Here is a 24,811-nt window from a genome sequence, read left to right on the forward strand (position 1 = left end):
GATGAGTGAACAATTAGATATTCTTATTTTTGGCGCACATGCAGACGATGCTGAGATTGGAATGGCCGGGACGATTGCGAAGCATACCTCACTCGGCTACCGGGTGGGTATTTGTGATCTAACCTATGCAGAGATGTCCTCCAATGGGACGGTCGAGACGAGGAAAGAAGAAGCGGAGCAAGCGGCACAACAGCTAGGATTGACCGTGCGAACCAATCTGGGGTTGCCGGATCGTGGTTTGTTCGTGACACCCGACCATATTGAACGAATTACGGCGGAAATTCGAAAATACAAACCTAGAATCGTCTTCGCTCCTTATTGGCAGGATCGCCATCCCGATCATATTGCTTGCTCGGCGCTTGTTCAAGAAGCTGTCTTTAATGCCAAACTGCGTAAATATTTGCCGGAGTCTGATCCAGTCCATGTGGAGAACATGTATTTTTATTTTATAAATGATGTGTATGAAGCAGACTTTATTGTCAATGTAACCGATTATTATGAGACCAAAAAGGCTGCGCTGAGCGCTTATCGTTCGCAGTTTACAACGGGGCAAGGTACCGTAGTGACACCGCTGAATCAAGGCTATGTAGAACGAGTAGTGGCCCGTGACCATTTATTGGGACAAAAGCGGATGCTTCAGTATGCAGAAGGTTTTGTTTCTAAACTGCCTATGGTGGTTGATCGATTCGATTGATCTGGAAAAGAGGTGCAAAATGAGCGACAAACGTAAAAGCGATAAACTTAAAATTGGAATTACGTGTTATCCGACGTTAGGCGGTTCAGGCGTTGTAGCAACAGAACTCGGCAAGCTGCTTGCCGAAAAAGGGCATGAGGTTCATTTTATTACGCACAGCATGCCGTTTCGCCTGGGTAAATTCCATAAAAATATATTTTATCATGAAGTGGAAGTCAGTCAGTATTATGTATTCCGTTACCCACCTTATGATCTTTCCCTTGCAAGTAAACTTGCCCAAGTGGCCAAGATGGAAGAGCTTGATCTGCTTCATGTTCACTACGCCATTCCACATGCCGTGTGTGCACTGCTTGCCAAACAAATGGTTGGAAGCAAGCTGAAGGTCGTCACTACGCTTCACGGAACGGATATTACCGTATTGGGCCAAGATCAATCCATTTCAGATTTAATTCAATATGCGATTAATGAGAGCGATGCGGTTACGGCAGTATCGAAGGATTTAATTAAGGAAACTAGGGAATTACTGGATATTGAACGTGATATCGATTTGACCTATAACTTTGTTGATAAAAGGGTGTATTACCCGAGAGATGTTACGAAACTTCGCGGGGAGTTTGCCAGACCGGAAGAGAAGATCCTCATTCATATTTCCAATTTCAGACCGGTCAAACGTGTTCAGGATGTCGTGGATATCTTTGCGAATGTAAGCAAGAGAATTCCTTCTAGGCTTCTGTTTGTCGGAGAAGGTCCTGATTTGTCTAAAATGATTGCCAAGGTAAAGGAACTGGGACTTACCGATAAGGTTACGTTCTGTGGCAAGCAGGATGACGTCTCCCAGGTGATATCCCTGGCGGATGTTATGCTTCTGCCTTCGGAGAAAGAGAGCTTCGGATTGGTTGCCCTGGAAGCTATGGCTTGCGGTGTGCCTACCATCGGTTCAAATGCTGGAGGAATTCCAGAACTGATTACACATGGGGAAACCGGTTATCTAGCCGAGGTCGGCGATACGGATGCGATGGCAGATCATGTCGTGAACCTGCTTAGCAACCAAGTACTGTATGAGCAAGTGGTGCAAAATTGTTTGGACCGTGCTAGATACACGTTTTGTAATGATATCACCACACAGCAGTATGAAGAAATTTATTATCGCGTATTGGGAAGAGAACTTCCGGAATCTCACCGGATTACAGCGTCGTCCTGTCAATAAGAGGATGTACGCTGGTTAGGAGTAACATGTTGGATGCTGGAAAAATTTTGGGGGAAGATCGTGGCGCTTCCTATGTGCTGGCTAAGCTTACGGAGGCAGGTTATGAAGCTTACCTCGTAGGCGGCTGCGTACGGGATGCTGTGCTTGATCGACCGATTAAAGATATTGATATTGCAACGTCAGCCTTGCCGGAGCAAGTGATTGCCATCTTCCCGCGGACGGCGCCGACAGGGCTTCAACACGGAACGGTCACCGTCATCCTGCAGCAGGGGACGTATGAAGTGACGACGTTCCGCCAGGAGGCGGAGTATGAGGGCTTTCGCCGCCCGGCTTCCGTCGCCTATATCTCCGACTTGACGGAGGATCTGAAGCGGCGCGATTTCACCATGAACGCGATGGCGATGGACCGCGGAGGCGAAGTGATCGATCCGTTTGCAGGGCAAAAGGATCTCGCTTTAGGCGTGCTCCGATGCGTAGGCAAAGCGGAGGAACGCTTCGGCGAAGATGCACTGCGCATGCTTCGCTGCATTCGTTTTGCCTCGACCTATGATCTGCAGGTCGAGGAGAGCACGTGGCAGGCGCTGCTCGAGCAAGCTCCGCTGCTGCGCCACATCGCTATGGAGCGCGTGCGCAGCGAGCTCCAGCGCATGATTGACGGCCCAGCCCCTGCGCGGGCGGTCCGGCTGCTTCTGGCGAGCCGCCTGACGGCGCATCTCAAAAAGCAGCTTCCGCTGCCTTATGAGCGCTGGCTCGCCTGGGATGACGCGCTGGACGCGGTCAGCGCGCTGGAAGAGCAGCATGACCGCTGGTCCATGCTGCTGATGCTCCTGGAGGTGCCGGCGGACGTAGTCCGCACGGCGCTCCAGGAGCTGACCTTCTCCCGCGCCGACGGCGACGCGGTAGAGGCTGTGCTGGCCCTGCGCGAAGCAGTGGCCGCCTCACCTGCAGACCCTGCTCCGCTGGAGCGGGTCTGGAAGCTTGGCGCGGTGCGCCGCGGCATAGCCGCCGCCCGCGTACTGCTGCGGCTGCTGCGTGCGCTGCAGCCCATAGCCGGCCAGCGCGGCGAGCTCGCGCTGTTTCTTGAAACCACCGCGCCGGAGCTGGTGCGCCGCGGGGAGGAGTGGCTGAGCGAGGTACCTTGCTTCAGCCTGAAAGAACTCGCCATATCCGGCAAGGATTTGGCGTCAGAGCTGGGCATGCAGCCGGGCCCATGGATGGGTAAGCTGCTGCAGGACCTGCTGGAACGAACCGCGCTCGGCGAATTGCCGAACGAGCGAGAAAAGCTTTTACAAGCCGCGCGTGCTGCAAAGTAGCAGTGCGCGTGGTTTTTTACTTTTGTTTTTCCAACTAGTCTTTAATTGGAGTGAAAAAGATGAATGAGCGGATTTTAGAACTATTTCAAGAGACTCCGGAAGCTTATGTGTCTGGAGAGGAGATCAGCCGAAGATTAAATGTGAGCCGTACGGCGATTTGGAAGCATATTGAAGAGCTGCGGGCCGCCGGTTATGAATTTGAGGCAGCACCTCGTAAAGGATATCGGTTGGTGAGCAAACCGGATAAATGGCAGGTAACCGAGCTGCTGCAAGGATTGAAGACGAAAGTGCTCGGGCAAAAAGTGCATGTGTACGGAGAAGTAGACTCCACTCAGACGATTGCACACGCCCTGGTGGCTTCAGGGGCTTCTGAAGGCACGCTTGTGCTTGCCGAGGCACAAACAGCCGGGCGCGGCCGAATGGGGCGTGCGTGGCATTCTCCCGCAGGCAAAGGGATCTGGATGAGTCTGGTGCTGACGCCAAAGGTGCCAGTGTATTTCATGCCTCAACTAACCTTGCTGAGCGCAGTCGCCCTCTGTCGGGCGATTCAGAAAGTATGCCGCGTGGACATTGGGATCAAATGGCCGAATGATTTGCTGATCAAAGGAAAGAAAGTCAGCGGTATTTTGCTGGAAAGCAGCGGCGAGGATGAACGGCTGAAATACGTCATTGCCGGGATTGGGATCTCCGTGAATTTGAAAGTCGAAGACTATCCGGAGGAATTGCGTTCAGTTGCAACTTCCTTGGCGATTGAATCTGGAACGGATATCAAAAGAGAAACGTTGGTACAAGCCTTTCTTTTAGAATTCGAAGAGCTGTATGCTTTGTATTTGCAAGAAGGTTTCTCCCCGATCCGATTGCTTTGGGAAGCATTGAGTGTCACGCTCAAGCGTCCTATCCGCACGCACACACCTATGGGTGTAATTGAGGGTATTGCAGACTCTTTGGATGATACTGGCGCGTTAACGGTGATTAAAGGGGACGGAGAAAGAATCAAAGTTTATTCCGGCGATATTGAACTGCGGTAGAAAAGTTGAGGTATCAATTGGAAGCTACATTTGGTATAATTGAATAACGAGGCGGTATCCTTAAAGGAACTGCACTTGCTGCTATACAAGCGTAGTAACATGTTCAACTCAGCCAAATAATGAGTAAACAAGAGGTTGGATTCTGCTCTGAGCCTACGGGACCGAGACAGAAGAATCATTGGATTCTTTCTGCATGCGATCCTTTTAGCTCTTAGCTAAAAGGTTTTTTTATTTTATATGAGGAAGCTGGGATACAAATGGAAAAGCGAAAGCCGCTAACAACAGCCAGAATGAGAAAAATGAAGCAGGACGGTATACCGATTACGATGGTAACCGCTTATGATTACCCGTCAGCTCGCTTGTCGGAAGAAGCCGGCGTTGACGTGATCCTCGTTGGAGATTCACTGGGAAATGTTGTATTGGGGTATGATTCGACCCTGCCTGTGACGCTCGATGATATGGTTTATCATACACGTGCTGCCGTACGCGGTGCTTCGAACACGTTTATCGTTGCGGATATGCCGTTCTTTACGTACCACGGAAGCTTGGATACTACCCTCAAAGGTGTCGCCCGCTTAATGCAAGAAGGTGGCGCGAAAGCGGTGAAACTGGAAGGCGGAGCTGAGATCGCAGCAACGGTCAAAGCGATTACAGAGGCTGGCGTGCCTGTTGTCGGCCATCTTGGCTTAACCCCGCAGTCCGTTCATCAACTCGGCGGTTTCCGCGTACAAGGCCGCAGTTCCGAGCAGGCAGAGAAGCTGCTTAGCGATGCGAAAGCCATTGAGGAAGCTGGAGCTTTCGCGATTGTGCTGGAGCTGGTTACCGATGAGCTGGCCGAATGGATCTCCAAACAGTTATCGATCCCGACAATAGGCATTGGGTCCGGGGTTCACTGCGACGGGCAAGTTCTGGTCTACCATGATCTGTTGCAGTATGGTTCTGACAGTGCGCCCAGAAAGTTTGTAAAAGCTTACGCGAATATCGGGGAAACTATCCGTGAGGGCATTCGTGAGTATGTAAAAGAAGTGAAAGAGCGGACGTTCCCCACACAGGAAAATACGTTCCACATGGATAATGATGTAGTTCAATATTTGTACGGCGATAAGGAGTAGTGAGCGGCCATGAAAGCGATCCAGACGATGGAAGTGATTCAATCGATTGCCGATTTGCGTTCCCGTATTCGGGAATACCGACGTAAGAATGATGGATCTGTAGGTTTTGTGCCTACAATGGGTTATTTACACGAAGGTCACGCCAGCTTGCTGCGCAAAGCGCGGTCACAGAGCGGGCTTGTCGTCTTAAGCATTTTCGTCAATCCGCTGCAATTTGGTCCTGGGGAGGATTTCGAGCGATATCCGCGCAATACGGAGCGGGACCTCGAGGTGGCGGAAGCAGCCGGCGCTGATCTTGTTTTTATGCCCTCTGTGAGTGAAATGTATCCGACCCCGACACGTACGACAGTTGCCGTGTCAGGGCTTACCTCGAGGCTCTGCGGGGCTTCGAGGCCGGGGCACTTCGACGGCGTTGCGACTGTGGTTAGCAAGCTGTTTCATATCGTACAGCCGGATCAAGCCTTTTTTGGACTGAAGGATGCCCAGCAAGTTGCCGTCATACAGCAGATGGTGCAGGATCTGAATTTGCCGGTCGACATCGTTCCTTGCCCAACCCTGCGCGAACAAGATGGTCTCGCCATGAGTTCACGCAATGTGTACCTTTCAGACGAAGAAAGGAAGCAAGCGTTAGTCTTGTCCCAAGCTTTGGATAAAGCAAAGGAATTCGTACAGTCTCGCCCTAACTTCAATGCCGCCGAGCTTGAAAGCCTGGTTAGGAACCATATCGCGACAGCGCCGTTAGCTGTTATTGATTATGCGGAAGTACTTGCATTTCCGACGTTGGAACCTTTTGAGAACAGCACTCATATTGATTCAATCATTCTTGCCCTTGCCGTTAAATTCGGCAAAACACGTCTAATCGATAATGTCATTATACAATTGAGGAAGTGAAGTTTATGTTTCGCACAATGATGAAAGCTAAGATCCACCGCGCTACCGTAACTGAAGCGAATTTGAACTATATTGGAAGCATCACGATTGATGAGGATTTGCTTGATCTTGTTGACATGCTGCCCAATGAGAAAGTGCAAATCGTGAATAACAATAACGGTGCACGCCTTGAAACGTATATCATTGCAGGCCCTCGCGGGACTGGAGTCGTCTGTTTGAACGGTGCCGCGGCACGTTTGGTGCAAGAAGGAGATACGGTCATTATCATGACATATGCCATGATGACGGATGAAGAAGCCAAAAAGCATCAACCAACGGTTGCGATCATGGGAGCAAATAATAAAGTTGCCCAATTGTTAAAAGAAGAGGAGCATTCCACCATCCTTTAAGATGGTCCTTTCCATGCATGAAATCGGCTCTGTTTACAAAGAATGAGGGTAAGCTTTCGAAGCAAAGGTGGGATGCCAAATGTTTAAGCATTTATTTTCCACAATGAACGAGGTTTTGGAAGAAATCCAAAAAGAATATCCGAATAGTGATGTGGAGAAAAGAGCGGAGCTTGACGAACAGTTGCAAGTGTTGAAAACAATGAGTGATGAGTTCATTGAGGCGTGGCTGCTTTTTGAGGAGAAACTGGGAAAGTTCTATGGGGCCGTACCGATCAGTACCCAAACCCTTCATAAAGAACTGATGGATCTTGATCTGTCCGGGAAACAAACGGATGAATTTGTCCGGGGGCAAGGGTACTACAAGCTTTATATGTATGATCAAGCGATCAAGGAGTTTGAGGTCTTGATTCGCAGGCAGCCTGATTTTTTATTGGCAAGGGTCTATTTGGCGATGGGGCATCTGCGTAAAGGGGAGTTTGGAGAGGCGTACAGGCACTTCAAATTCCTCCTGCCTCTAACGGATAATTCCAAGATGAAAGCTATTTCCTACAACGCCATGGGAGTCATACAGGTGCAGAATCAGAATATAGAAAAAGCTTTCGAGTATTTTCAAAAAGCGTACCATACCGACCCCTCATGTATGGAGCCTCTCATCAATCTGGACGAGTCCTGAAACCAATATGGCGATCAGGTATTCCCTTTTCCTAATAAGATTTGGTATGCTAGGAGAAGTGCAGGACGAAGGGATTGAAGATACACGTCATGAAATTTGCAGTTTTGGATTTTGAAACGACAGGAAGTCAGCCTACGGATGAGATCATCCAAGTTGGACTGGTCATTATAGATCAATTTCAAATTATCGACAGGTATACTTCTCTGGTTCATCCAGGGATGGGTATACCTTCTTCCATTACGACACTTACTGGCATTACGGATGAGATGGTTGCAGATGCTCCCACGCTTGATCAAGTGATGTCGGATATGTTCCCACTTTTGTTTGATTGCGTGCTTGTGGCGCACCATGCGGCATTTGACGTTTCTTTTTTGCAAAGGGGACTGACCAAAACCGGGTACCCGCCATTCTCAGGCCGAGTACTGGATACGATGGATATGCTTCGCATCTTATTCCCATCGATTTCCAGTCTTCAATTGAGTATGGTAGCCGGTTTGTTTGGCATTGACCATGAACGGCCTCATCAGGCTGATAGCGACGCAGAGGTTACTGCTGAAATCTGGATCAGATGTCTGGAAAGGCTGATTGGACTGCCTCTCCTTACGGTCCAGCGGTTGCAGCATATTTTTGAAAATAGCTCCAGCGATTTGGGTTGGTTTTTGGACGAAATATGTTTATATAAAGAATCGATTACGAGCATAGATACGGATACGAATCGTTATTTCCGCCAATTTACGCTGAATGTCACGGATTGGGGCGAAGAGGATGACATCCGCGGCCCTTCGGATGAAGATGGATTAGGCGCTTCTTTCAAACAATTTCATCAAGGCTTGAAGCTGGCGCTTCAGCAGAAGTTTGAGATTTTCGAAGAGCGGGAATCGCAAGAGCAGATGATCTACGAAGTGGAGAAATCACTGGAGAACGATCAACACTTGATGATTGAGGCTGGAACGGGCACAGGGAAATCGCTTGGTTATTTGATACCAGCCCTATATTATGGCATCAAATATGAGAAGAAAGTGGTTGTCTCCACACATACGATCAACCTGCAAGAGCAGCTCAGAGAGCGGGATATTCCGCTGCTGAAAGAGATATTTCCGGTTCCTTTTAGGGCGGCTGTGCTTAAAGGGAGAAGTCACTATTTGTGCTTGCGCAAATTTGAGACGAAACTGACAACGCGTGATTACGAGAATGGCAAAGAGGATCCGATTACAGCGGCACAAATGGTCGTTTGGCTGAGTGAAACAGAACACGGGGATGAAGAGGAAATCCATTTTGGGAATAAAGGCGCTCAATTCTGGTATTCGGTAGCCAGCGATACAGACTCGTGTCTAAACCGGATGTGCCCATGGTACAAAAAGTGCTTCTATCATCGCGCACGTAATGACGCCAACACGGCTGATGTGATCATCACGAACCATTCCCTTCTGTTTACCGATATGAAGGCGGAGAACCGCCTCCTGCCGGCTTACAAGCACCTTGTGATTGATGAGGCGCATCATTTCGAAGAAGTGGCGAGTAAACATCTCGGTATCGAGTTGCATTCCTCAGCGATGTATCATTCCTTGACCTGGCTTTACAAAGATAATCGGAGCGGCCAGCTGCCGATGCTTCGGTTTAGGCTGCAGAAATCGGATGAGCAGCAGGAACGGGCAGCGGCATGGAGTCATACGATTGATGGGCTTTTCCCAAAAATCGTGCAAATCAAAGAGGATTGGGACCGGCTGAGCGAATCACTCTATGAGCTGCTGTCGTCCAAAAGCGATCCGTCGCAAACGGAGAATTCCACGTATGTCCTGCGTATGAAGCCGGAGACATTGCCTGCTAATTGGCACGAGTTGCTGACGATGGAAGACAATATTTATCTGAACGCGAATGATTTGCTTCGCACGCTGGATAAATTGTTAAGCGATGTGAAGGAGCATCAGGACGTGTTCGGGGTCCAAGGCTTAGTGACGGATCTTAACGGCACCGTGAAAGAGCTCTACGAGCATCGAGATGCCCTTCATTTCTTTATGAAAATGGCGGATGATGGTTATGTCTACTGGATGGAAGCAGGGACGTACGCCAGGGCGAAGTCGCTTCAGCTGATCTCAGTACCGACGGACGTCAGCGGCTTGCTTCAGCAGCATTTCTTTGAGACAAAAGAAAGCATCATCATGACCTCGGCGACTTTGTCCGTGAACAAATCCTTTCAATACTCCGCTGATCAATTGGGCCTAGTGATTCCGCAGGATGAAGAGAGCGGTAAGCTCAAAACGGTTCAATTGCCTTCTCCTTTTAACTATCGTGAGCAAGCTTTGGTTGTTATTCCAAGAGATTTTCCTACGATTAAGGGGGCAGGGGATCCCGTTTTCATTGCATCCCTCATTGAATCCCTAAGTGAAGTCGCTATCGTGACCAAAGGGCGAATGCTGATCTTGTTCACATCCAATCGGATGCTCAAACAGATTTATGCCGGGATGAAAGACTACTTGAAAGCCTATGGGATTACTGTGCTTGGCCAAGGGGTTGACAGCGGCAATCGCAGTAAATTAACCCGTATGTTCCAGGATAATAAGATGTGCGTGCTGCTTGGTACCAGTTCATTTTGGGAAGGTGTAGACATTCCTGGAGATGCGCTAAGCTGCTTGGCCATTATCCGGCTGCCGTTCCAACCTCCGAATCATCCGCTCGTTGAGGCTAAATGCGAAAACATTAAGAAACGGAACGAGAACCCGTTTATGAAATTTTCTGTGCCGCAGGCGGTCATTCGATTTAAACAAGGCTTCGGCCGGTTAGTTAGACGCGCATCTGATAAAGGGATTGTGATCATCTACGATACGCGTGTCATCGAAACCTTCTATGGCAAGCACTTCCTCTACTCCCTGCCAGGACCCAAAATCGAGCATATGACAACGGAACAAATGTTACCAAGGATTGAGCAGTGGATGGGGGAGGCGTAGAAATGAAATCACAAAAAATATCGGAAGCTGTTGTTCGCAGACTGCCCATCTATCTACGGTTCCTGAACGAGCTTGCCATGAAAAATGTCGCAACGGTATCTTCGCAGGATTTGGGTCAAAAACTTGATCTGAATCCGGCCCAGATTCGTAAAGATTTGGCCTATTTCGGTGAGTTCGGTAAAAAAGGCATCGGATATGATATTGCTTATTTGATCGAAAAAATAAGACAGATCCTCAAGCTGGACCGGCATATCCAGGTGGCTCTTGTTGGGGCGGGAAATCTTGGCCGCGCATTATGCAATTATAATACTTATCTGCGGAACGATATGAAAATTGTCGCTGTTTTTGATGCGATGCCCTCCAAAGCCGGAGAGACGATTAATAATTTGACCGTTCAACCGATGGGGGAAATGAAGGCTGTTTTATCGGAGTTAGGTGTGCGAATCGGGATTATAACGGTGCCTGCGAGCGAAGCTCAAAATGTGGCCAATCAGTTTGTTGCTTGCGGCATCGAAGCTATTTTGAATTTTGCGCCGGTCATTATTAAGGTTCCTCCGGAAGTTCGCGTGCATTATGCGGATTTCACAACGGAGCTGCAGAGTTTGGCGTACTATTTAGATTAAGAAATAAAAAGAAACCGTCAGGATTCCCTGACGGTTTTTCTGTATTTAGAAGATCAATCTGAAAATAAGGAAGTAAATGGAGTAAGCGAGCGCAATGCTGATCGGTATGGTAATGACCCAAGTAATCAACATGCGGCTGACGGTTCCCCATTGAACTTCATGGAAACGCATGACACTGCCCGTCCCAATAATCGCGGAGGAAATAACATGTGTTGTGGATAATGGTTTTCCGATATGGGTAGAGAATTGAATAACGAGTGACGATGTGAGATCGGATGCAAATCCGTTAATCGGCTCGATTTTGACAATTTTTCCGGATACGGTCTTAATGATTTTCCATCCACCGATCGAAGTTCCTAGACCCATTGCTAGTGCTGCTGAGATTTTAACCCAAAGCGGAACGTCCAGCGTCGTTTGAACATCGGCTGCGACTAGACCGAATACAATAATACCCATCGCTTTTTGTGCATCGTTGCCGCCATGTGAGTAGGAGAGCAACCCGGCAGAAATAATCTGCAAAGTCCTGAAAATGCGATTAAGCTTGGATCTGGACGTATTGCCGGACCAAATGACGATGTACTTGATTAAAAGCATAATGAGGTAACCAAGGGCGAACGCAATGATCGGTGAAAGAATCAATATGATAATGATTTGCGTAAAACCGCTCCAATTCACCGCGTGCACACCGGCACCGGCGATTACCGCACCGGCAAGGGCTCCGAGCAGGGTGTGGGAAGAAGAGGAGGGAATCGCAAGATACCATGTCAGAAGGTTCCATATAATCGCCGCGAGCAGGGCTGCGATTACGATTTCAACGCCATTGGCAATTTGGGCAGGGTTTGCGATACTGCCACCGACCGTTTTGGCCACTTTGGAGGATACCATCGCACCAACAAAGTTAAGTGTCGCTGCCATGGCAATAGCTACCCGCGGACTGAGTGCGCGCGTAGAAATGGATGTGGCAATCGCATTGGCTGTATCGTGAAATCCATTGATGAAATCAAAAAGTAAAGCTAGTACAACAATTACGATCAAATAAGTTAACATGATTTCCTCCTAAGAGCTTTCCATTCGGAAAACTATCTTCGTACACATAGACCGGTTAAGTCTTATGAATAACGAAGTACTACGCTATCTAGGATATTGGCTACGTCTTCACAAGCGTCCGTTGTTTCTTCCAAGCGCTCATAGATTTCTTTTAGCTTAAAGTCTTCGTAAACATCTTTGCGCGTGATGAAAATTTGACGGATTCCTTCACGCATCAAGCGATCGCCGTCATTCTCAAGGGAGTTAATGGCAACCGTATGTTCAGGGATTTGCATATATTTTTTCTTCGCAAGCAATTTGAATGCATCAAGCATATGTTGGCAGGAATCCACGATGACAGCCGAGAAGTCTTTCATATATGTATCCGTATGCGAGACGTTCAAGTAGTCAAAACGAGCGATTGTAGCTTCAATACCATCCGTGACATCATCCACTTTGGAGGCAAGAACCATGATGTCCTCACGATCGATCGGTGTAATGAACACTTTATTGAGTCCTTTGAAAATTTCGTGAGTGATGGAGTCTCCAGCATGTTCAAGATCGTGAATGGACTGAACGTAGTCTATAGGGGATTTGTCACCCATCATGGCTGTGCGGAACAGCTGTGCAGTTTGCAGTGCGTTTTCTGCAGCGCGGATGAGCAATTGCAAGAAATCGACTTCGTTCTTTTTTGTGAATAACGTGGTCATAAATGCCTCCTAGTATTTACTATATGTACAAGATTTTGATCGAATTTATAAGATAAACAGACCAACTTGTTGAAAAAACTCACAAAATTAAAAATATCATAACAAATGGACCTAAAGCAACGAAAATTCCGTGACATTTTACAATTTCTTAACATTGCACACTTCCTTGATTTTACAAGCCTTAAGATGTAAAGTTTATAAAGCGGTGTTTAACTTAGAATGAGCATAGAGAGGGTTTTTTAGTATGAAAAAAACATTAATTATGAACGGTCATTTCATTTCTACTATTGAAGGAAAATCATCAATCAAAGGCTGCATGGTCATAGAAGGCGATCTGATTACATATATCGGTGAACAAATTCCTGAACCCAAGGAAAACTACGACGAAATCATCGACGGTACGAACAAATTGTACATGCCCGGCTTAGTCAATACGCATGGTCATGCCGCGATGTCGCTGCTGAGAGGTTACGGCGACGATCTAGCCCTGCAAATCTGGCTGGAAGAGAAAATGTGGCCGATGGAAGCGAAATTTACCGCCCAAGATGTGAAGTGGGGGACGAGTCTGTCCATTTTGGAAATGATGAAGGGCGGGACTACGACTTTTGTCGATATGTACGACCATATGAATGAAGTGGCGAAGGCTGTCGAAACATCAGGAATGCGCGGCGTTCTTGCCCGCGGTGTGATCGGACTGTGCCCGGTTGATGTACAGACGGCTAAGCTGCAAGAAGCCACTGAGTTTGCAAAAACATGGCATGGTGCTGCAAATGGACGTATCACGACGATGATGTCTCCTCATGCGCCTTACACATGTCCTCCGGATTATATTGAACGAATCGTTCAGGCTGCCCACGATTTGAATTTGCCGATCCATACGCATATGTCGGAAACAAGCCGTGAGGTGCAAGGAAATGTAGATCAGTACGGACTGCGTCCTGTTGCCCATCTGGAGAAGATCGGTGTATTCAGCCGACCAACGCTTGTAGCGCATGGCGTCCATTTAACGGATGAAGAAATCAATGTCCTCAAACAATATGATGTTCGCGTTTCTCACAATCCGGGAAGCAACCTGAAGCTTGCTTCCGGCGTAGCGCGTGTGCCTGAATTGCTTCGTGCCGGGGTGAAGGTGTCACTTGGTACGGACGGTGCAGCTTCAAATAACAATTTGGATATGTTTGAAGAAATGAGACTCGCCGCGCTGATTCACAAAGGCGTTTCTGGTGATCCACTGGCTGTACCCGCTGCTGAAGCATTGATGCTAGGTACGAAGATGGGGGCCGAATCCATTTGGTTGGATAACGTAGGACTACTGCAGCCAGGCATGAAAGCGGACTTTATCGCGCTGGATATCGATCAACCTCATTTCCTGCCAAAAACAGATTTTGTTTCTCATGTTGTTTATTCCGCTTGTGCCAAAGATGTCGTCGATGTCTGTGTAGACGGCAATTGGCTTGTCCGCAAAGGGGAATGCTTAACGATGGATGAAGAAAAAATCAAACGTGAATTTGAATTGTGCTTTGACCGATTAATTGGTTAAAAAGGTGCCGGCAATTTGGTTAGGGAGGTGACGGCGCTGATGGGTGCAAAGCGAACGAGAATCATTACTTTTGGCGTGTTTATTGTATTGACGCTTGGCGTCGTGCTCAGCCGCTTCTACTTAAATGTGCAGAAGGATCATTGGGATAACAAACGCATGGCGGTAGAGACTGCTTTTGAAAAAAGCATCATGACGAAAGCGGCAAAAGTGGATTTCTTTTATGGAGATGAGCCTTTTCGGATCGTCTATGGCGAAGATAAGCTCGGACAAGGTGTCATTGTATGGGTATCCGATAAGGACGTTCACACGGAGATGGCTTCTGAAGGCTTCACGGAAGCCCAAATTCGAGATACTGTTATGAAGAAAAATCCGAGTGTGGAAATTGAGCGTATCATGCCGGGGAAGCTTGGCCAAGAGTACGTTTGGGAAGTTTTTTATAAAAAGACAGACGATAGCGGTACAAGATATTTTTACGATTATTATAAATTCAAAGATGGACTCTATTTGGATACATACAGACTCAGCCTGCAATAGGCTGAGTTTTTTTGTTTCCACTCATTTCATAAGGTCACAGTATATATCGCATGATATACTACTCGTATGGAATTGAACGCAACATAATATATCGAGAAAGGGGGACGTTGACTGATGAAGCTACGTCTCTTACCTGTTGTACTGAGTGTAATTATTTCTGCCGGCGTATTATTCGGAGGCTGGTTCGCGTATACAAGTTTCGCTATGGAAAACCCATTATCAGATATCATCAGTAAAGTTCCCGGTGTGACAAGTTCAACGATGAAATTGGACAAAGATCGTGTTGATATAGATGTTAGTTTACAAGCGGATGCGAATTTAAGAACGGTTGTTGAGCGGATTAACAAAGATGGCGCATCGATTATTGGCAAACGGACAGTAAATATTCAAATTAAAGATAATCCGTCCGAAAAGCTTGATCAATGGTGGTCCAAAGCTTTATTTGAAGTCGCGCAAGCCATGGAAACCAAGCATTATGCAGACATCCCAACGACGCTACAAAAATATGCTTCTGATATGCCTAGTATGAAAGTTGAAAGTGAAATGGACCAAACTTATGTTTATATTCGATTGACAGATGGCGATGCCACTAAATTCATAATGCTTCCTAGATCCACGCAGATGGGAGTGTGGCCGAATGAGTAAAATTTATAAAGAGATTGGCATAGGCGCTATTCCGGTACTGCTAGTTTTCTTAATTTTCTTAGGGGTCAACATTATCCCTATTTTATTTGTCGGCGTATTGGGCGTTTCATTGTTTTATATGATTAGAGGCCGCGGCGGCATTGGTATTTCCGGTGGCGGTGGTGGGGGCGATCGTAAAAGCAAAACTCGGACACCGGCGTTTCTCACGTTTGACGAGATTGGCGGGCAAGACCGGGCGAAGAAAGAATTAACCGAGGCTCTTGATTTTTTGATTAAACACGAAGAAATTAAGAAGTTGGGCATTCGTCCTCTCAAAGGGATTCTGCTGACAGGCCCTCCAGGGACCGGTAAAACACTGATGGCAAAAGCAGCAGCTCATTATACGAATTCTGTTTATTTAGCAGCCTCAGGCAGTGAGTTTGTGGAGATGTACGTTGGTGTGGGTGCAAGCCGTGTTCGCGATTTGTTTAAGGAAGCAAGAAGCCGCGCAGTGAAGGAAGGCAAGGATAACGCGATTATTTTTATCGATGAGATTGATGTTATCGGCGGTAAGCGTGACGGAGGGCAACAGCGCGAGTATGACCAAACGCTGAACCAACTGTTAACTGAGATGGACGGTATTCATACGAATGACGCCCCGCGTATTTTGATTATGGCGGCAACGAACCGTAAAGAAATGCTCGATAGTGCGCTGCTTCGTCCAGGGCGTTTTGACCGTCATATTGAGGTTGATTTACCGGATAAAAAAGGCCGTCTTTCTATTTTGAATATTCATGTGAAAAATAAGCCGTTAGCTGTTGGCGTTTCTTTAGATACAGTCGCAGAACAAACGTTCGGGTTCTCGGGTGCGCAGCTGGAAGGCGTTCTGAACGAAGGCGCCATTTATGCGATGCGTGAGGATAAAAAGGAAATTGAACAGCACCATTTGGCATCCGCGATTGATAAAGTTATGATGGGTGAGCGGACCGATAAGGAAACCGCGCAGGATGAGAAAGAACGCGTTGCGTACCATGAGCTGGGCCACGCTATTATCGCTGAGCTCGTGCGTCCTGGCTCGGTTTCGCAAGTAACCGTCAGCCCGCGCGGGAAAGCGCTCGGTTATGTGCGTCATAATCCTCCGAAGGACCATTATTTATACACGAAGGATTATATCGAGCAGCAAATTATGATCGCTTTAGGCGGGGCCGCGGCGGAGGAAATCTTCTATGGCGGACGCAGCACGGGCTCGCGGAATGACTTTGAGCAAGCTCTTTCTATGGTGCGCAATATGATGGATTCCGGCCTGACGTCGCTAGGAATCATTGACCGTGAAATGGTTACCAAGGATCAGCTGATGAAAGAGAACACAGCCATTCTTGATGCGTTAATGATACGTACCAAGTCGCTGCTGGAGCAGCAGAGAAATGTATTTGATCATTCTTTCGCTATTTTAATGGGGGAAGAAGTCATTTCAGGCGATACGTTCCGTAAGTTATTTGATGCTTCAGTTATACAAAGTGCATAGAGAATAAGACTTGAGGTTGTCCACAAAAGTAGCGAGAAATAGGCTGCTTGCGGGACAGCCTTTTTTTCTATGGGGAATTGTGTCAAAGCTCGTAAAGGTTCCGCAAGGTTTTGTGACGGATAATGAAATCTGGAAGTAAAAATTGTATGATATGAGTGGGTTCCTTAGGTTGTATTGCCCTACAGTTGTGAATGATAAGAATGAGCCTTAAAGAAGGAGAAATCTGGCATGTTTAAAACGATTGGTGTAGTCGGCGGTGGCACAATGGGGCAAGGCATTTCTGAAATGCTTGCAGCCAGCGGCCTGGAAGTATTGCTTGTTGAGAAAACAGTAGAGAAGCTGGATCGCGCGCTCGAGCAAATCCAGGTTAGTTTAGATAAACAAATCGAACGCTGGGCTTTGACGGAAGCGGAGAAGAAGCTCATTTTAACTAAAATAAAGAAAGCGGATTCCCTGCAGGATATGGCGACATGCGACATGGTTATAGAAACCATTACGGAGGATTTGAATGCCAAGAAGCATGTTTTCTTCCAATTGAATCAAATCTGCGATCCTTCTATTATTTTAGCAACGAATACATCCACACTTAGCGTAACTGAAATTGCTGCCATCACAACCCATCCGCAAAGGGTCATTGGCCTGCATTTCTTGCATCCGGTGGCGAAAGTCAATCTCGTCGAGATCATCCGGGCGATGAAAACATCCGACGAAATCTTTGAACAAACGAGAAGATTTGTAGATGAGTTCATTCATAAAAAAGGCATTAAAGTCAATGAATCACCCGGCTTTATTACGTCGAGATTGATCTGTACGCTCATCAATGAGGCACTGCACACATTATCCGAAGGTGTAGCAACGGCAGAAGATATCGATACCGCAATGCGGATCGGTTATGATTTCAAATACGGGCCATTAGAAATGTGTGATAGATTCGGCTTGGATGCTGTTCATGATGCGCTTGAAGGAATGTTCCGCGATTATGGGGATATCAAATATCGGCCATCGTTTCTACTCAAGAAAATGGTTCGTGCTGGCCATTTAGGCGTCAAAACGGGAGAAGGATTTTTCCTTTATGACAAGGATGGTGACAGGCTATGAATATTCTTGTTATTAATGCAGGCAGCTCTTCACTCAAATATCAGCTATTTCATATGGAAGATGATACGGTTCTGGCCAAAGGCCGCGTGGAGCGGATTGGGATGGAAACCGCCATCCTGCTGCATGAACCGAAGGACAAAACGGAAGTTCACGAGGTCAGTGAAATTTTGGAGCATACCACCGCGATCCGCAGGGTGCTTGCGCTGCTCGTTCATCCTGAGCACGGCGTAATCGCGTCAACCGCAGAGATTCACGCCGTCGGCCACCGCGTCGTTCACGGCGGTGAAAGCTTCAAGAGCTCCGTCCTCGTGGACCACGAGGTGAAGCAGGAGATCAAGCGGCTCTTTGATTTGGCGCCGCTGCACAATCCGGCGCATATGCTCGGCATATCCGCCGTAGAGGCGAACATGCCGGATGTTCCTCAGGCCGTTGTGTTCGACACGGCCTTCCATCAGACCATGCCGGCGCAGGCCTACCTGTACCCGGTACCGATGGCGCTGTACCGGAAGCACAAAGTGCGCCGCTACGGGTTTCACGGCACTTCGCACAACTACGTCAGCGAACGCGCCGCAGCCTTTCTGGGCCGCCCTTTGGAGCAGCTGAAGCTCATTACCTGTCACATCGGTAACGGAGCTTCCTGCGCCGCTATAGAGGGCGGCAAGTCTGTGGATACGAGCATGGGGATGACCCCGCTCGAAGGATTGATGATGGGCACGCGCAGCGGCGATCTGGATCCTGCCATCGTGCCCTATGCGATGGGCAAGGAGGATCTGACGCTGGGTGAGATCTCGTCCATGCTGAACAAGCACAGCGGACTGCAGGCGATCTCGGGGTTATCCAGCGATATGCGGGAGATCACGGAAGCGATGGAGGCTGGGGACAAAAACGCCAAGTTGGCTTTTGAAATGTACGAGTATCGCCTGCGCAAGTACATCGGGGCTTACGCCGCGGCCATGAATGGTGTGGATGCCATTATATTTACAGCAGGAGTCGGCGAAAATTCGGAAGTGCTACGCAAACGAGTTTGCGAGCATCTGACTTATCTCGGCGTGGAATTCGATGATACCGCTAACCGCACAGGAAGAGGGCTGGAACGTCGTATTTCAACGGTAAATGCCAAAGTGCAGGTGCTGGTCATACCAACGAATGAAGAATGGGTTATCGCCAGAGACACCTATCATTTGGTTCAATCAACGACACACTGAATCTTTGCTTGAAATAGTGTACAATAGAAAAGCGCCGAAATTAGCGACAGGGGCAACCCGGCTGAAGAAGGTTTGCACGAAAACTCAAGGAGGTACTTAATCAGTATGAAATGTACGATAGGTGAAGTAAAACATCACGTCGGCGAGTCAGTTACAATTGGCTGTTGGCTAAACAAGAAACGGTCTAGCGGTAAAATTCAATTTTTACAACTTAGAGACGGTTCAGGATATATACAAGGTGTTGTAGTGAAAAGTGAAGTCGGAGAAGACGTATGGGAAGCGGCGTCCAAGCTGACACAAGAAAGCTCGCTGTACATAACAGGCAAAGTGAAAGAGGATACGCGCAGCAAAGGCGGCTTTGAGCTTGATGTTACTGGCGTTGAGATCATTCAAGTAACGGAAGAATATCCGATCACACCGAAGGAGCATGGCGTCGATTTCTTGATGGATAACCGCCATCTGTGGATTCGTAGCCCGCGTCAACGTGCGGTTCTCGTCATTCGCGCGCAGATTATTCAAGCTGTTCAGCAGTTTTTCAATGATCGTGGCTTCCATCTGGTTGATCCGCCGATTCTGACGCCATCCTCCTGTGAAGGAACGACAAATTTGTTCCACACCAAATATTTTGATGAAGATGCCTTTCTGACGCAAAGCGGACAGCTGTATATGGAAGCGGCTGCGATGGCGCTTGGTCGCGTGTATTCATTCGGTCCTACGTTCCGGGCAGAAAAATCGAAAACAAGAAGACATCTGATTGAGTTCTGGATGATCGAGCCGGAAATGGCCTTCGTAGACCATGCTGAAAACCTTGAAGTCCAAGAGCAATTCGTATCTCACATCGTACAAACGGTGCTTAAAAATTGTGCGCAAGAGCTGGAAACCTTAGAGCGCGACACGTCCAAATTGGAGAAAATCAAAGGCTCCTTCCCGCGTATTACGTACGATCAAGCCGTTGAATTCCTGCAAAAGAACGGCCATGAATTCGAGTGGGGCGAAGATTTCGGAGCGCCGCATGAGACAGCTATTGCTGCAGAGTATGAAACACCAGTGTTCATTACACATTGGCCAACGGAAATTAAAGCATTCTACATGAAACCAGATCCTAGCCGTCCGGAAGTCGTGTTATGTGCGGATATGATTGCTCCTGAAGGGTATGGAGAAATTATCGGAGGCAGCCAGCGGATTGATGATCCGGAATTGATGGAACAACGTTTCCAAGAGCATGATCTGCCGAAAGAAGCCTACCAATGGTATCTCGACCTGCGGAAATACGGAACTGTGCCGCATTCCGGTTTCGGTCTAGGTCTGGAACGTACCGTTGCTTGGATTTGCGGTTTGGATCACGTTCGCGAAACGATTCCATTCCCACGTTTGTTATATCGTCTATATCCGTAATCCGTTATCAACCAAAGGTAGAAAGGAGACCGGATGAGTAAATCGTTCCATACACAGCTGCAGATCGAGGCCGTCCTATTGGCCAGCTTCCAGGAGGGCAGCGTCGCGGTACCGCTTCTTCTGCTGAAGAACTATCGTGCCCTCCAGTTAAGCGAAATCGAGGTCATGACGCTAATCCATCTCATTTCCTTTTTGGATAAAGAAAAGTACGATTTTCCAACCCCGGATGAGATTCAATCCCGCATGTCGGCTTCTCCTGATCTGGTCATTGCCAGCTTGCAGAAGTTGATTCATGAGCAATTCATTACCATTGATGAAGACATGGAAGTAATGACAGGGATTCGGAGTGAAAGATACAATCTGACTCCGCTTTACCGGAAGTTAGCCAAACAGGTAGCTGAGCAAGAACTGGCTAAACTATCGGCTGTGCGCACGCCGTTGCCAACCGATGAGGGAGCCCGAAATATTTTCACCACGTTCGAAAAAGAATTTGCACGTCCATTAACACCGATGGAGCTGGAAACGATCAGTGGATGGTTAGACAAGGATCAATACAAGGAAGAGCTCATTATGACGGCATTGAAGGAAGCTGTTTTTGCCGGCAAGGTCCATTTCCGATATATTGACCGCATTCTGCTGGAATGGAGCCGCAATCGAGTGGGCACCGTGGATCAAGCGAAGGAATATTCACAACGTTTCAGGCAATCAAGATAATAGAAGAGGCTGTCTCTTGGGTCATTTCGGACCTTGGAGACAGCCTCTTTGGTTAACTTCAGATCAGCCAATTATTTATTCAGCAAATGAGAGCGATATACGTACTCAAACAGGAATTCGAATGCTTCCAAGTGACGTTTGGCTTCGAACGCATTCGCGCCCCATGCATAAATCCCATGCTTGCGCAGGACAATTCCAGGGATCCGCGGCACGATGGCATCTTCAACGAGCGCGGCAATGCGTGGAATTTCTGCATAGTTCGGTAAAATCGGAATCTCAATTTGAGCTTCTTCATCCCAGATGTTGAAGGCTTTGATCAGCTCAACGCCGTCGACAGGAATGCTTTTACGCTCCCAATAAAGCTCTGAAACCAAGTTGTTGAAAATGGTATGCACATGAAAAATAGCGCCAGCGCCTGTTAAGCGATAAATCTCGCTATGAATCAGCGTTTCAGCTGAAGGTTTCAGGCTTGTAGCTTCCGTAGCAACACCTTTCTCATTAACAAGCAGGAAATCTTCCGGTGTCTGCACGGATTTATCTTTGCCGCTTGACGTAATGGCGAAAGTGAATTGTTCAGGCTCGAAGCCGCCTACACGAACGGATAAATTGCCGCTTGTCGCCGGAAACCAGCCTCTTGCAGCTAAATTGGCTTTAATCTCACGCAGTTCAGCGAATGCGCGTTGTTTCTCTTCCAGTAAAATACTCATGCTACAGGTTCAGCCTCCAATTGCTTCATAATATCGAAGAAGTTATCGAACGGATAATACGCGTATCCCAGCTTCTCACACATCTCGACAAGATGGGAGCGTGCAAAAATCGTATCGACCAGCTTTGCTCCTTCGAAATCTGTAATGCTGTCCCCGATGATGATCCGCTCATACCGATTGGCATCATAGGAACGAATAATGCTTGTTTTGCACATGCCACAGTCCGTTTGACAATGCTCATCACACTTATTAGGCCACAAGATTTCAATGACGCTGCCCTCGAATGAGGAGGCATTGCTATAAATGTTCTCATGTGGAATCGGAAAAGGCTTCAGCAGCGGGTAAATAAAGAAATCGATGCCTCCGCTTGTAATTAATAGCTTGATATTTTTCTCTTTGCAATAGTCGACGAATTCCTTGAAGCCGTCCCGGATGACGGCATTCTTGATGGCATACTCTACAATTTCATCCTTGCGCGAAGTGGGCAGCAGGGCGAACATGTCGCCGACGCCTTGACGAATAGAAATGCTTTTATTCAAAACGCGTTCCACAATTGCGTCCCAACCTGGCGGGTTAAAATGTTTCATGATCGCCACAATGTTATCATTTACGGTAATCGTACCGTCAAAATCGCAAAAAATGATGCGTTCCTTACTCATTCTCTAATCCCCCAAGTGTCAATAGCTGATAGTAATTCTGGATGTGTTTGGGCGTAATCGCGAAGGTGTTTCCCTTGCAGTGTTGCGTCTATAGCTTGTCGGAATGCTCGCCCTCCGGCGATTGTACCAAGCGGATGGCCATGAATGCCTCCACCTGCATTCACAATCACATCGTGACCGAAGTCTCTCAGAATGAGAGGAACCAAGCCAGGGTGTATGCCCGCAGATGGTACAGGGAACGAAGCAGCCAGTTTCAAATGAGCGTCGGCCGGAGCGTTGTAGCTGTAATCGGTATGTAAATCATTTGTTAATAGGACTTGTTTAATGGCCAGGTTTTCTTCTCTTGGCATAACCACAGAACCGTAAGGAGAAGGGAATAACACCAGATCTGCTCCAGCAAGACGCATTAATTTACCAAGCAGCACAGAAGGGGAGATTCCGTAGTGCGGTGAAGGATACGTTGCACCAGCCATGGCCGGATGCGCCATAATTGGAATCGTAATCTCCGGGTCAGCGCTTAGCTCATGCAAGACGTCGAAGCCGTAGGCCAATACATTGAATAAAATGGCATTAGCTCCTGCACGGATCGCTTTTTTGGCTTGCGCGGCCAGTTTCGAAGTAGGGCCCGTCAAATTCACGGCGTACAACAGCTTCTGGCCGGTTTCTTTGGATGCCTGCGCTGCAGCTTCCATGCAAATTTCAATCCGCTTCTCCAGAGGAGTTAACGGATTTTCAAACAAAATCTCATCGTCCTTGATTAAATCCACGCCGCCTGCCGCTTGCAAATAAAATTGTTCGCGCAGAGCCGGTAGCTCATAGCCGACAACGGATTTGAAGATGCTCATCAGCAATGGACGGTCATGCACGCCGAGAAGGTCGCGCACGCCTTGCATCCCGAACTTTGGTCCGGAGAAGCCCGCAAGGAAGTCAGTGGAGAATTTCAAGTCAATCAGTTTAATTTTGCCGTCCATGGATAGTTTACCGAAAACAGTGACTAACAGCGCAGGGATATCGCGGCTGAAATTGACGTCAGGATAAGCGATCGTAATGTCCGCATAGCGCGCACTGATAGGCTCTCCAGGAGCGGGCTCGTGAACCTCCACGGCAATCACTTTGCCCAAATGTTTTTCCATTTGCGCTTTCTGAGCCTCAGGCAGTTCCGTCCATGAGCCGACGGTCAGGCCGACAGCGATGCCCGTTGCTTTTTTATGAAAATCGGCTTTCTCATCGAAACTCCGATATGTGGCTAAACAATATGCACTCATCGTAAATGTTCACCTGCTTTGCTAGAATAAAACTCGTTCATTCAGGACGTTTTGCTCACTGGGCTTGGGGCCGCGATTTGCTCGCCCATTTCTTTGGCCCGTTCAGCCGAGCGGAATACGGCCTTGGTAATAGCTTCGGTAAATTGGTAATGATCCAACGCTTCAATGGAAGCCTGCGTAGCACCATTCGGGGATGTTACCTTACGGCGAAGCTCAGCCGGATCTTCCTGGGTATACTGGACCATATGAGCGGCGCCAAGCACGGTTTGCAGTGTTAACTGGCGGGAATCTTCTTCGGTTAGACCGCCTTCGATACCAGCTTTGATCATCGCTTCCATGAAATAGTAGACGTAGGCAGGTCCGCTGCCGGATACGCCTGTAAGAATTTCCAGCTTTTCTTCTTCAACTATGGATACAATGCCCACCGCTTCGAACATTTGGGTTGCGAGCTGCTTGAATGTATCATTCACGTTTGCGGAGAAGCTCATTCCTGTAGCGCCCAATCCAATCGTTGAGGAAGTGTTCGGCATTGTGCGAGTGATCGCCATTTTCGATTCCAGCAAAACTTCCATTTTGGCGATGGATAGGCCGGCGATGACGGATACGAGCAGCTGATTTTCATTCAAAAGCGGCTTCAGATCCTCAAATGCGGTCACAACATCTTTGGGCTTCATACAAAGAACTACGACATCTGCTTGGCGCAGGTAAGCTTCTTTGGTAGCAGGATCGGATGTGGCTTGCAGGCCATACTCAGAACGAAGAAAGGCTAACCGGTCTTGATCAGAACGGTTCATTACATAGATATGCTGTGGATTGGCTACTTTGGTTTGGATCAGACCTCGGATGATGGCTTCCGACATGGAGCCTGCACCGACAAAAGCAATTTTGGCTTGGGATAAAGTTGTGGACATCGTACATTCCTCCTCAAATTGTA

Annotated in this window: 24 protein-coding genes; 18 read left to right on the forward strand and 6 right to left on the reverse strand. The window is 47.9% G+C overall.

The window, feature by feature from the left end:
- The first annotated feature begins 1 nt into the window (after position 1).
- From bshB1 to GON05_RS16160, 10 genes are all read left to right on the forward strand, one after another.
- Positions 2-694 carry a bacillithiol biosynthesis deacetylase BshB1 gene (bshB1, locus tag GON05_RS16115; protein ID WP_157320017.1) on the forward strand — a complete coding sequence of 231 codons (693 nt, stop codon included), beginning with the start codon at positions 2-4 and terminating at the stop codon, positions 692-694.
- A gap of 19 nt (positions 695-713) precedes the next feature.
- Positions 714-1,901, forward strand: coding sequence for an N-acetyl-alpha-D-glucosaminyl L-malate synthase BshA (gene bshA / locus GON05_RS16120; RefSeq protein WP_157320018.1), 1,188 nt, complete (start codon positions 714-716; stop codon positions 1,899-1,901).
- Positions 1,902-1,930: 29 nt separating this feature from the next.
- Complete coding sequence (locus GON05_RS16125; RefSeq protein WP_246239176.1) at positions 1,931-3,214, forward strand: CCA tRNA nucleotidyltransferase; 1,284 nt, start codon at positions 1,931-1,933, stop codon at positions 3,212-3,214.
- A gap of 59 nt (positions 3,215-3,273) precedes the next feature.
- Complete coding sequence (locus GON05_RS16130; RefSeq protein WP_157320020.1) at positions 3,274-4,242, forward strand: biotin--[acetyl-CoA-carboxylase] ligase; 969 nt, start codon at positions 3,274-3,276, stop codon at positions 4,240-4,242.
- A gap of 257 nt (positions 4,243-4,499) precedes the next feature.
- Complete coding sequence (gene panB, locus GON05_RS16135) at positions 4,500-5,354, forward strand: 3-methyl-2-oxobutanoate hydroxymethyltransferase (RefSeq protein ID WP_157320021.1); 855 nt, start codon at positions 4,500-4,502, stop codon at positions 5,352-5,354.
- A gap of 27 nt (positions 5,355-5,381) precedes the next feature.
- A complete protein-coding gene (gene panC / locus GON05_RS16140) occupies positions 5,382-6,245 on the forward strand; it encodes a pantoate--beta-alanine ligase (protein ID WP_157320068.1) in 864 nt (287 codons plus the stop codon).
- 5 nt (positions 6,246-6,250) lie between these two features.
- Positions 6,251-6,634 carry an aspartate 1-decarboxylase gene (panD, locus tag GON05_RS16145; RefSeq protein WP_127451443.1) on the forward strand — a complete coding sequence of 128 codons (384 nt, stop codon included), beginning with the start codon at positions 6,251-6,253 and terminating at the stop codon, positions 6,632-6,634.
- Between the two features lie 79 nt (positions 6,635-6,713).
- Positions 6,714-7,307, forward strand: a complete 594-nt coding sequence (locus GON05_RS16150; protein ID WP_127451445.1) for a tetratricopeptide repeat protein — start codon at positions 6,714-6,716, stop codon at positions 7,305-7,307.
- A gap of 89 nt (positions 7,308-7,396) precedes the next feature.
- Complete coding sequence (gene dinG / locus GON05_RS16155) at positions 7,397-10,252, forward strand: ATP-dependent DNA helicase DinG (RefSeq protein ID WP_157320022.1); 2,856 nt, start codon at positions 7,397-7,399, stop codon at positions 10,250-10,252.
- 2 nt (positions 10,253-10,254) lie between these two features.
- A complete protein-coding gene (locus GON05_RS16160) occupies positions 10,255-10,875 on the forward strand; it encodes a redox-sensing transcriptional repressor Rex (protein WP_127451448.1) in 621 nt (206 codons plus the stop codon).
- Between the two features lie 45 nt (positions 10,876-10,920).
- Here the strand turns inward: GON05_RS16160 and GON05_RS16165 are convergent, their stop codons facing one another.
- Positions 10,921-11,922, reverse strand: coding sequence for an inorganic phosphate transporter (locus GON05_RS16165; RefSeq protein WP_157320023.1), 1,002 nt, complete (start codon positions 11,920-11,922; stop codon positions 10,921-10,923).
- 62 nt (positions 11,923-11,984) lie between these two features.
- Positions 11,985-12,611: a DUF47 domain-containing protein gene (locus tag GON05_RS16170; protein WP_127451452.1), complete on the reverse strand. Its 627-nt coding sequence runs from the start codon at positions 12,609-12,611 to the stop codon at positions 11,985-11,987.
- Between the two features lie 244 nt (positions 12,612-12,855).
- Here GON05_RS16170 and GON05_RS16175 point away from each other — a divergent pair, with 244 nt between their 5' ends.
- The 8 genes from GON05_RS16175 to GON05_RS16210 all read left to right on the forward strand — a co-directional run bounded on the left by GON05_RS16175 (position 12,856) and on the right by GON05_RS16210 (position 21,246).
- The gene (locus GON05_RS16175) at positions 12,856-14,151 is read left to right on the forward strand and encodes an amidohydrolase (RefSeq protein WP_127451454.1); all 1,296 of its coding nucleotides are present in this window, start codon (positions 12,856-12,858) and stop codon (positions 14,149-14,151) included.
- A 39-nt stretch (positions 14,152-14,190) separates the two neighbouring features.
- Complete coding sequence (locus GON05_RS16180; protein ID WP_157320024.1) at positions 14,191-14,685, forward strand: cell wall elongation regulator TseB-like domain-containing protein; 495 nt, start codon at positions 14,191-14,193, stop codon at positions 14,683-14,685.
- 114 nt (positions 14,686-14,799) lie between these two features.
- Complete coding sequence (locus tag GON05_RS16185) at positions 14,800-15,330, forward strand: hypothetical protein (RefSeq protein WP_157320025.1); 531 nt, start codon at positions 14,800-14,802, stop codon at positions 15,328-15,330.
- Positions 15,323-16,834, forward strand: coding sequence for an AAA family ATPase (locus GON05_RS16190; protein ID WP_157320026.1), 1,512 nt, complete (start codon positions 15,323-15,325; stop codon positions 16,832-16,834). The genes GON05_RS16185 and GON05_RS16190 overlap by 8 nt, the downstream gene beginning before the upstream one ends.
- 228 nt (positions 16,835-17,062) lie before the next feature.
- Positions 17,063-17,932, forward strand: a complete 870-nt coding sequence (locus tag GON05_RS16195; protein WP_157320027.1) for a 3-hydroxyacyl-CoA dehydrogenase family protein — start codon at positions 17,063-17,065, stop codon at positions 17,930-17,932.
- Positions 17,929-19,137 (forward strand): acetate kinase, encoded by a 1,209-nt coding sequence (locus tag GON05_RS16200; RefSeq protein WP_157320028.1) that lies wholly within the window; start codon positions 17,929-17,931, stop codon positions 19,135-19,137. Before GON05_RS16195 ends, GON05_RS16200 begins: the two co-directional genes overlap by 4 nt.
- A 99-nt stretch (positions 19,138-19,236) precedes the next feature.
- Entirely contained in the window at positions 19,237-20,532 is a 1,296-nt protein-coding gene (gene asnS, locus GON05_RS16205) for an asparagine--tRNA ligase (protein WP_127451466.1), read from the forward strand.
- A 33-nt stretch (positions 20,533-20,565) separates the two neighbouring features.
- The gene (locus GON05_RS16210) at positions 20,566-21,246 is read left to right on the forward strand and encodes a DnaD domain-containing protein (RefSeq protein ID WP_157320030.1); all 681 of its coding nucleotides are present in this window, start codon (positions 20,566-20,568) and stop codon (positions 21,244-21,246) included.
- Between the two features lie 71 nt (positions 21,247-21,317).
- Here GON05_RS16210 and mtnB read toward each other — a convergent pair whose 3' ends face one another.
- From mtnB to proC, 4 genes are read right to left on the reverse strand one after another with little or no spacing between them, the layout of a single operon-like run.
- On the reverse strand, positions 21,318-21,953 hold the full coding sequence (gene mtnB / locus GON05_RS16215) for a methylthioribulose 1-phosphate dehydratase (RefSeq protein ID WP_127451470.1): 636 nt from the start codon (positions 21,951-21,953) through the stop codon (positions 21,318-21,320).
- Complete coding sequence (locus GON05_RS16220) at positions 21,950-22,612, reverse strand: 2-hydroxy-3-keto-5-methylthiopentenyl-1-phosphate phosphatase (protein WP_157320031.1); 663 nt, start codon at positions 22,610-22,612, stop codon at positions 21,950-21,952. The genes mtnB and GON05_RS16220 overlap by 4 nt, the downstream gene beginning before the upstream one ends.
- Positions 22,609-23,877 carry a 2,3-diketo-5-methylthiopentyl-1-phosphate enolase gene (locus GON05_RS16225; protein ID WP_157320032.1) on the reverse strand — a complete coding sequence of 423 codons (1,269 nt, stop codon included), beginning with the start codon at positions 23,875-23,877 and terminating at the stop codon, positions 22,609-22,611. The genes GON05_RS16220 and GON05_RS16225 overlap by 4 nt, the downstream gene beginning before the upstream one ends.
- Positions 23,878-23,918: 41 nt before the next feature.
- Positions 23,919-24,788 (reverse strand): pyrroline-5-carboxylate reductase, encoded by an 870-nt coding sequence (gene proC, locus GON05_RS16230; RefSeq protein ID WP_157320033.1) that lies wholly within the window; start codon positions 24,786-24,788, stop codon positions 23,919-23,921.
- Between the last annotated feature and the right edge of the window lie 23 nt (positions 24,789-24,811).

The sequence above is a fragment of the Paenibacillus anseongensis genome (genome assembly GCF_009757995.1).
Lineage (GTDB): Bacteria > Bacillota > Bacilli > Paenibacillales > NBRC-103111 > Paenibacillus_E > Paenibacillus_E chondroitinus.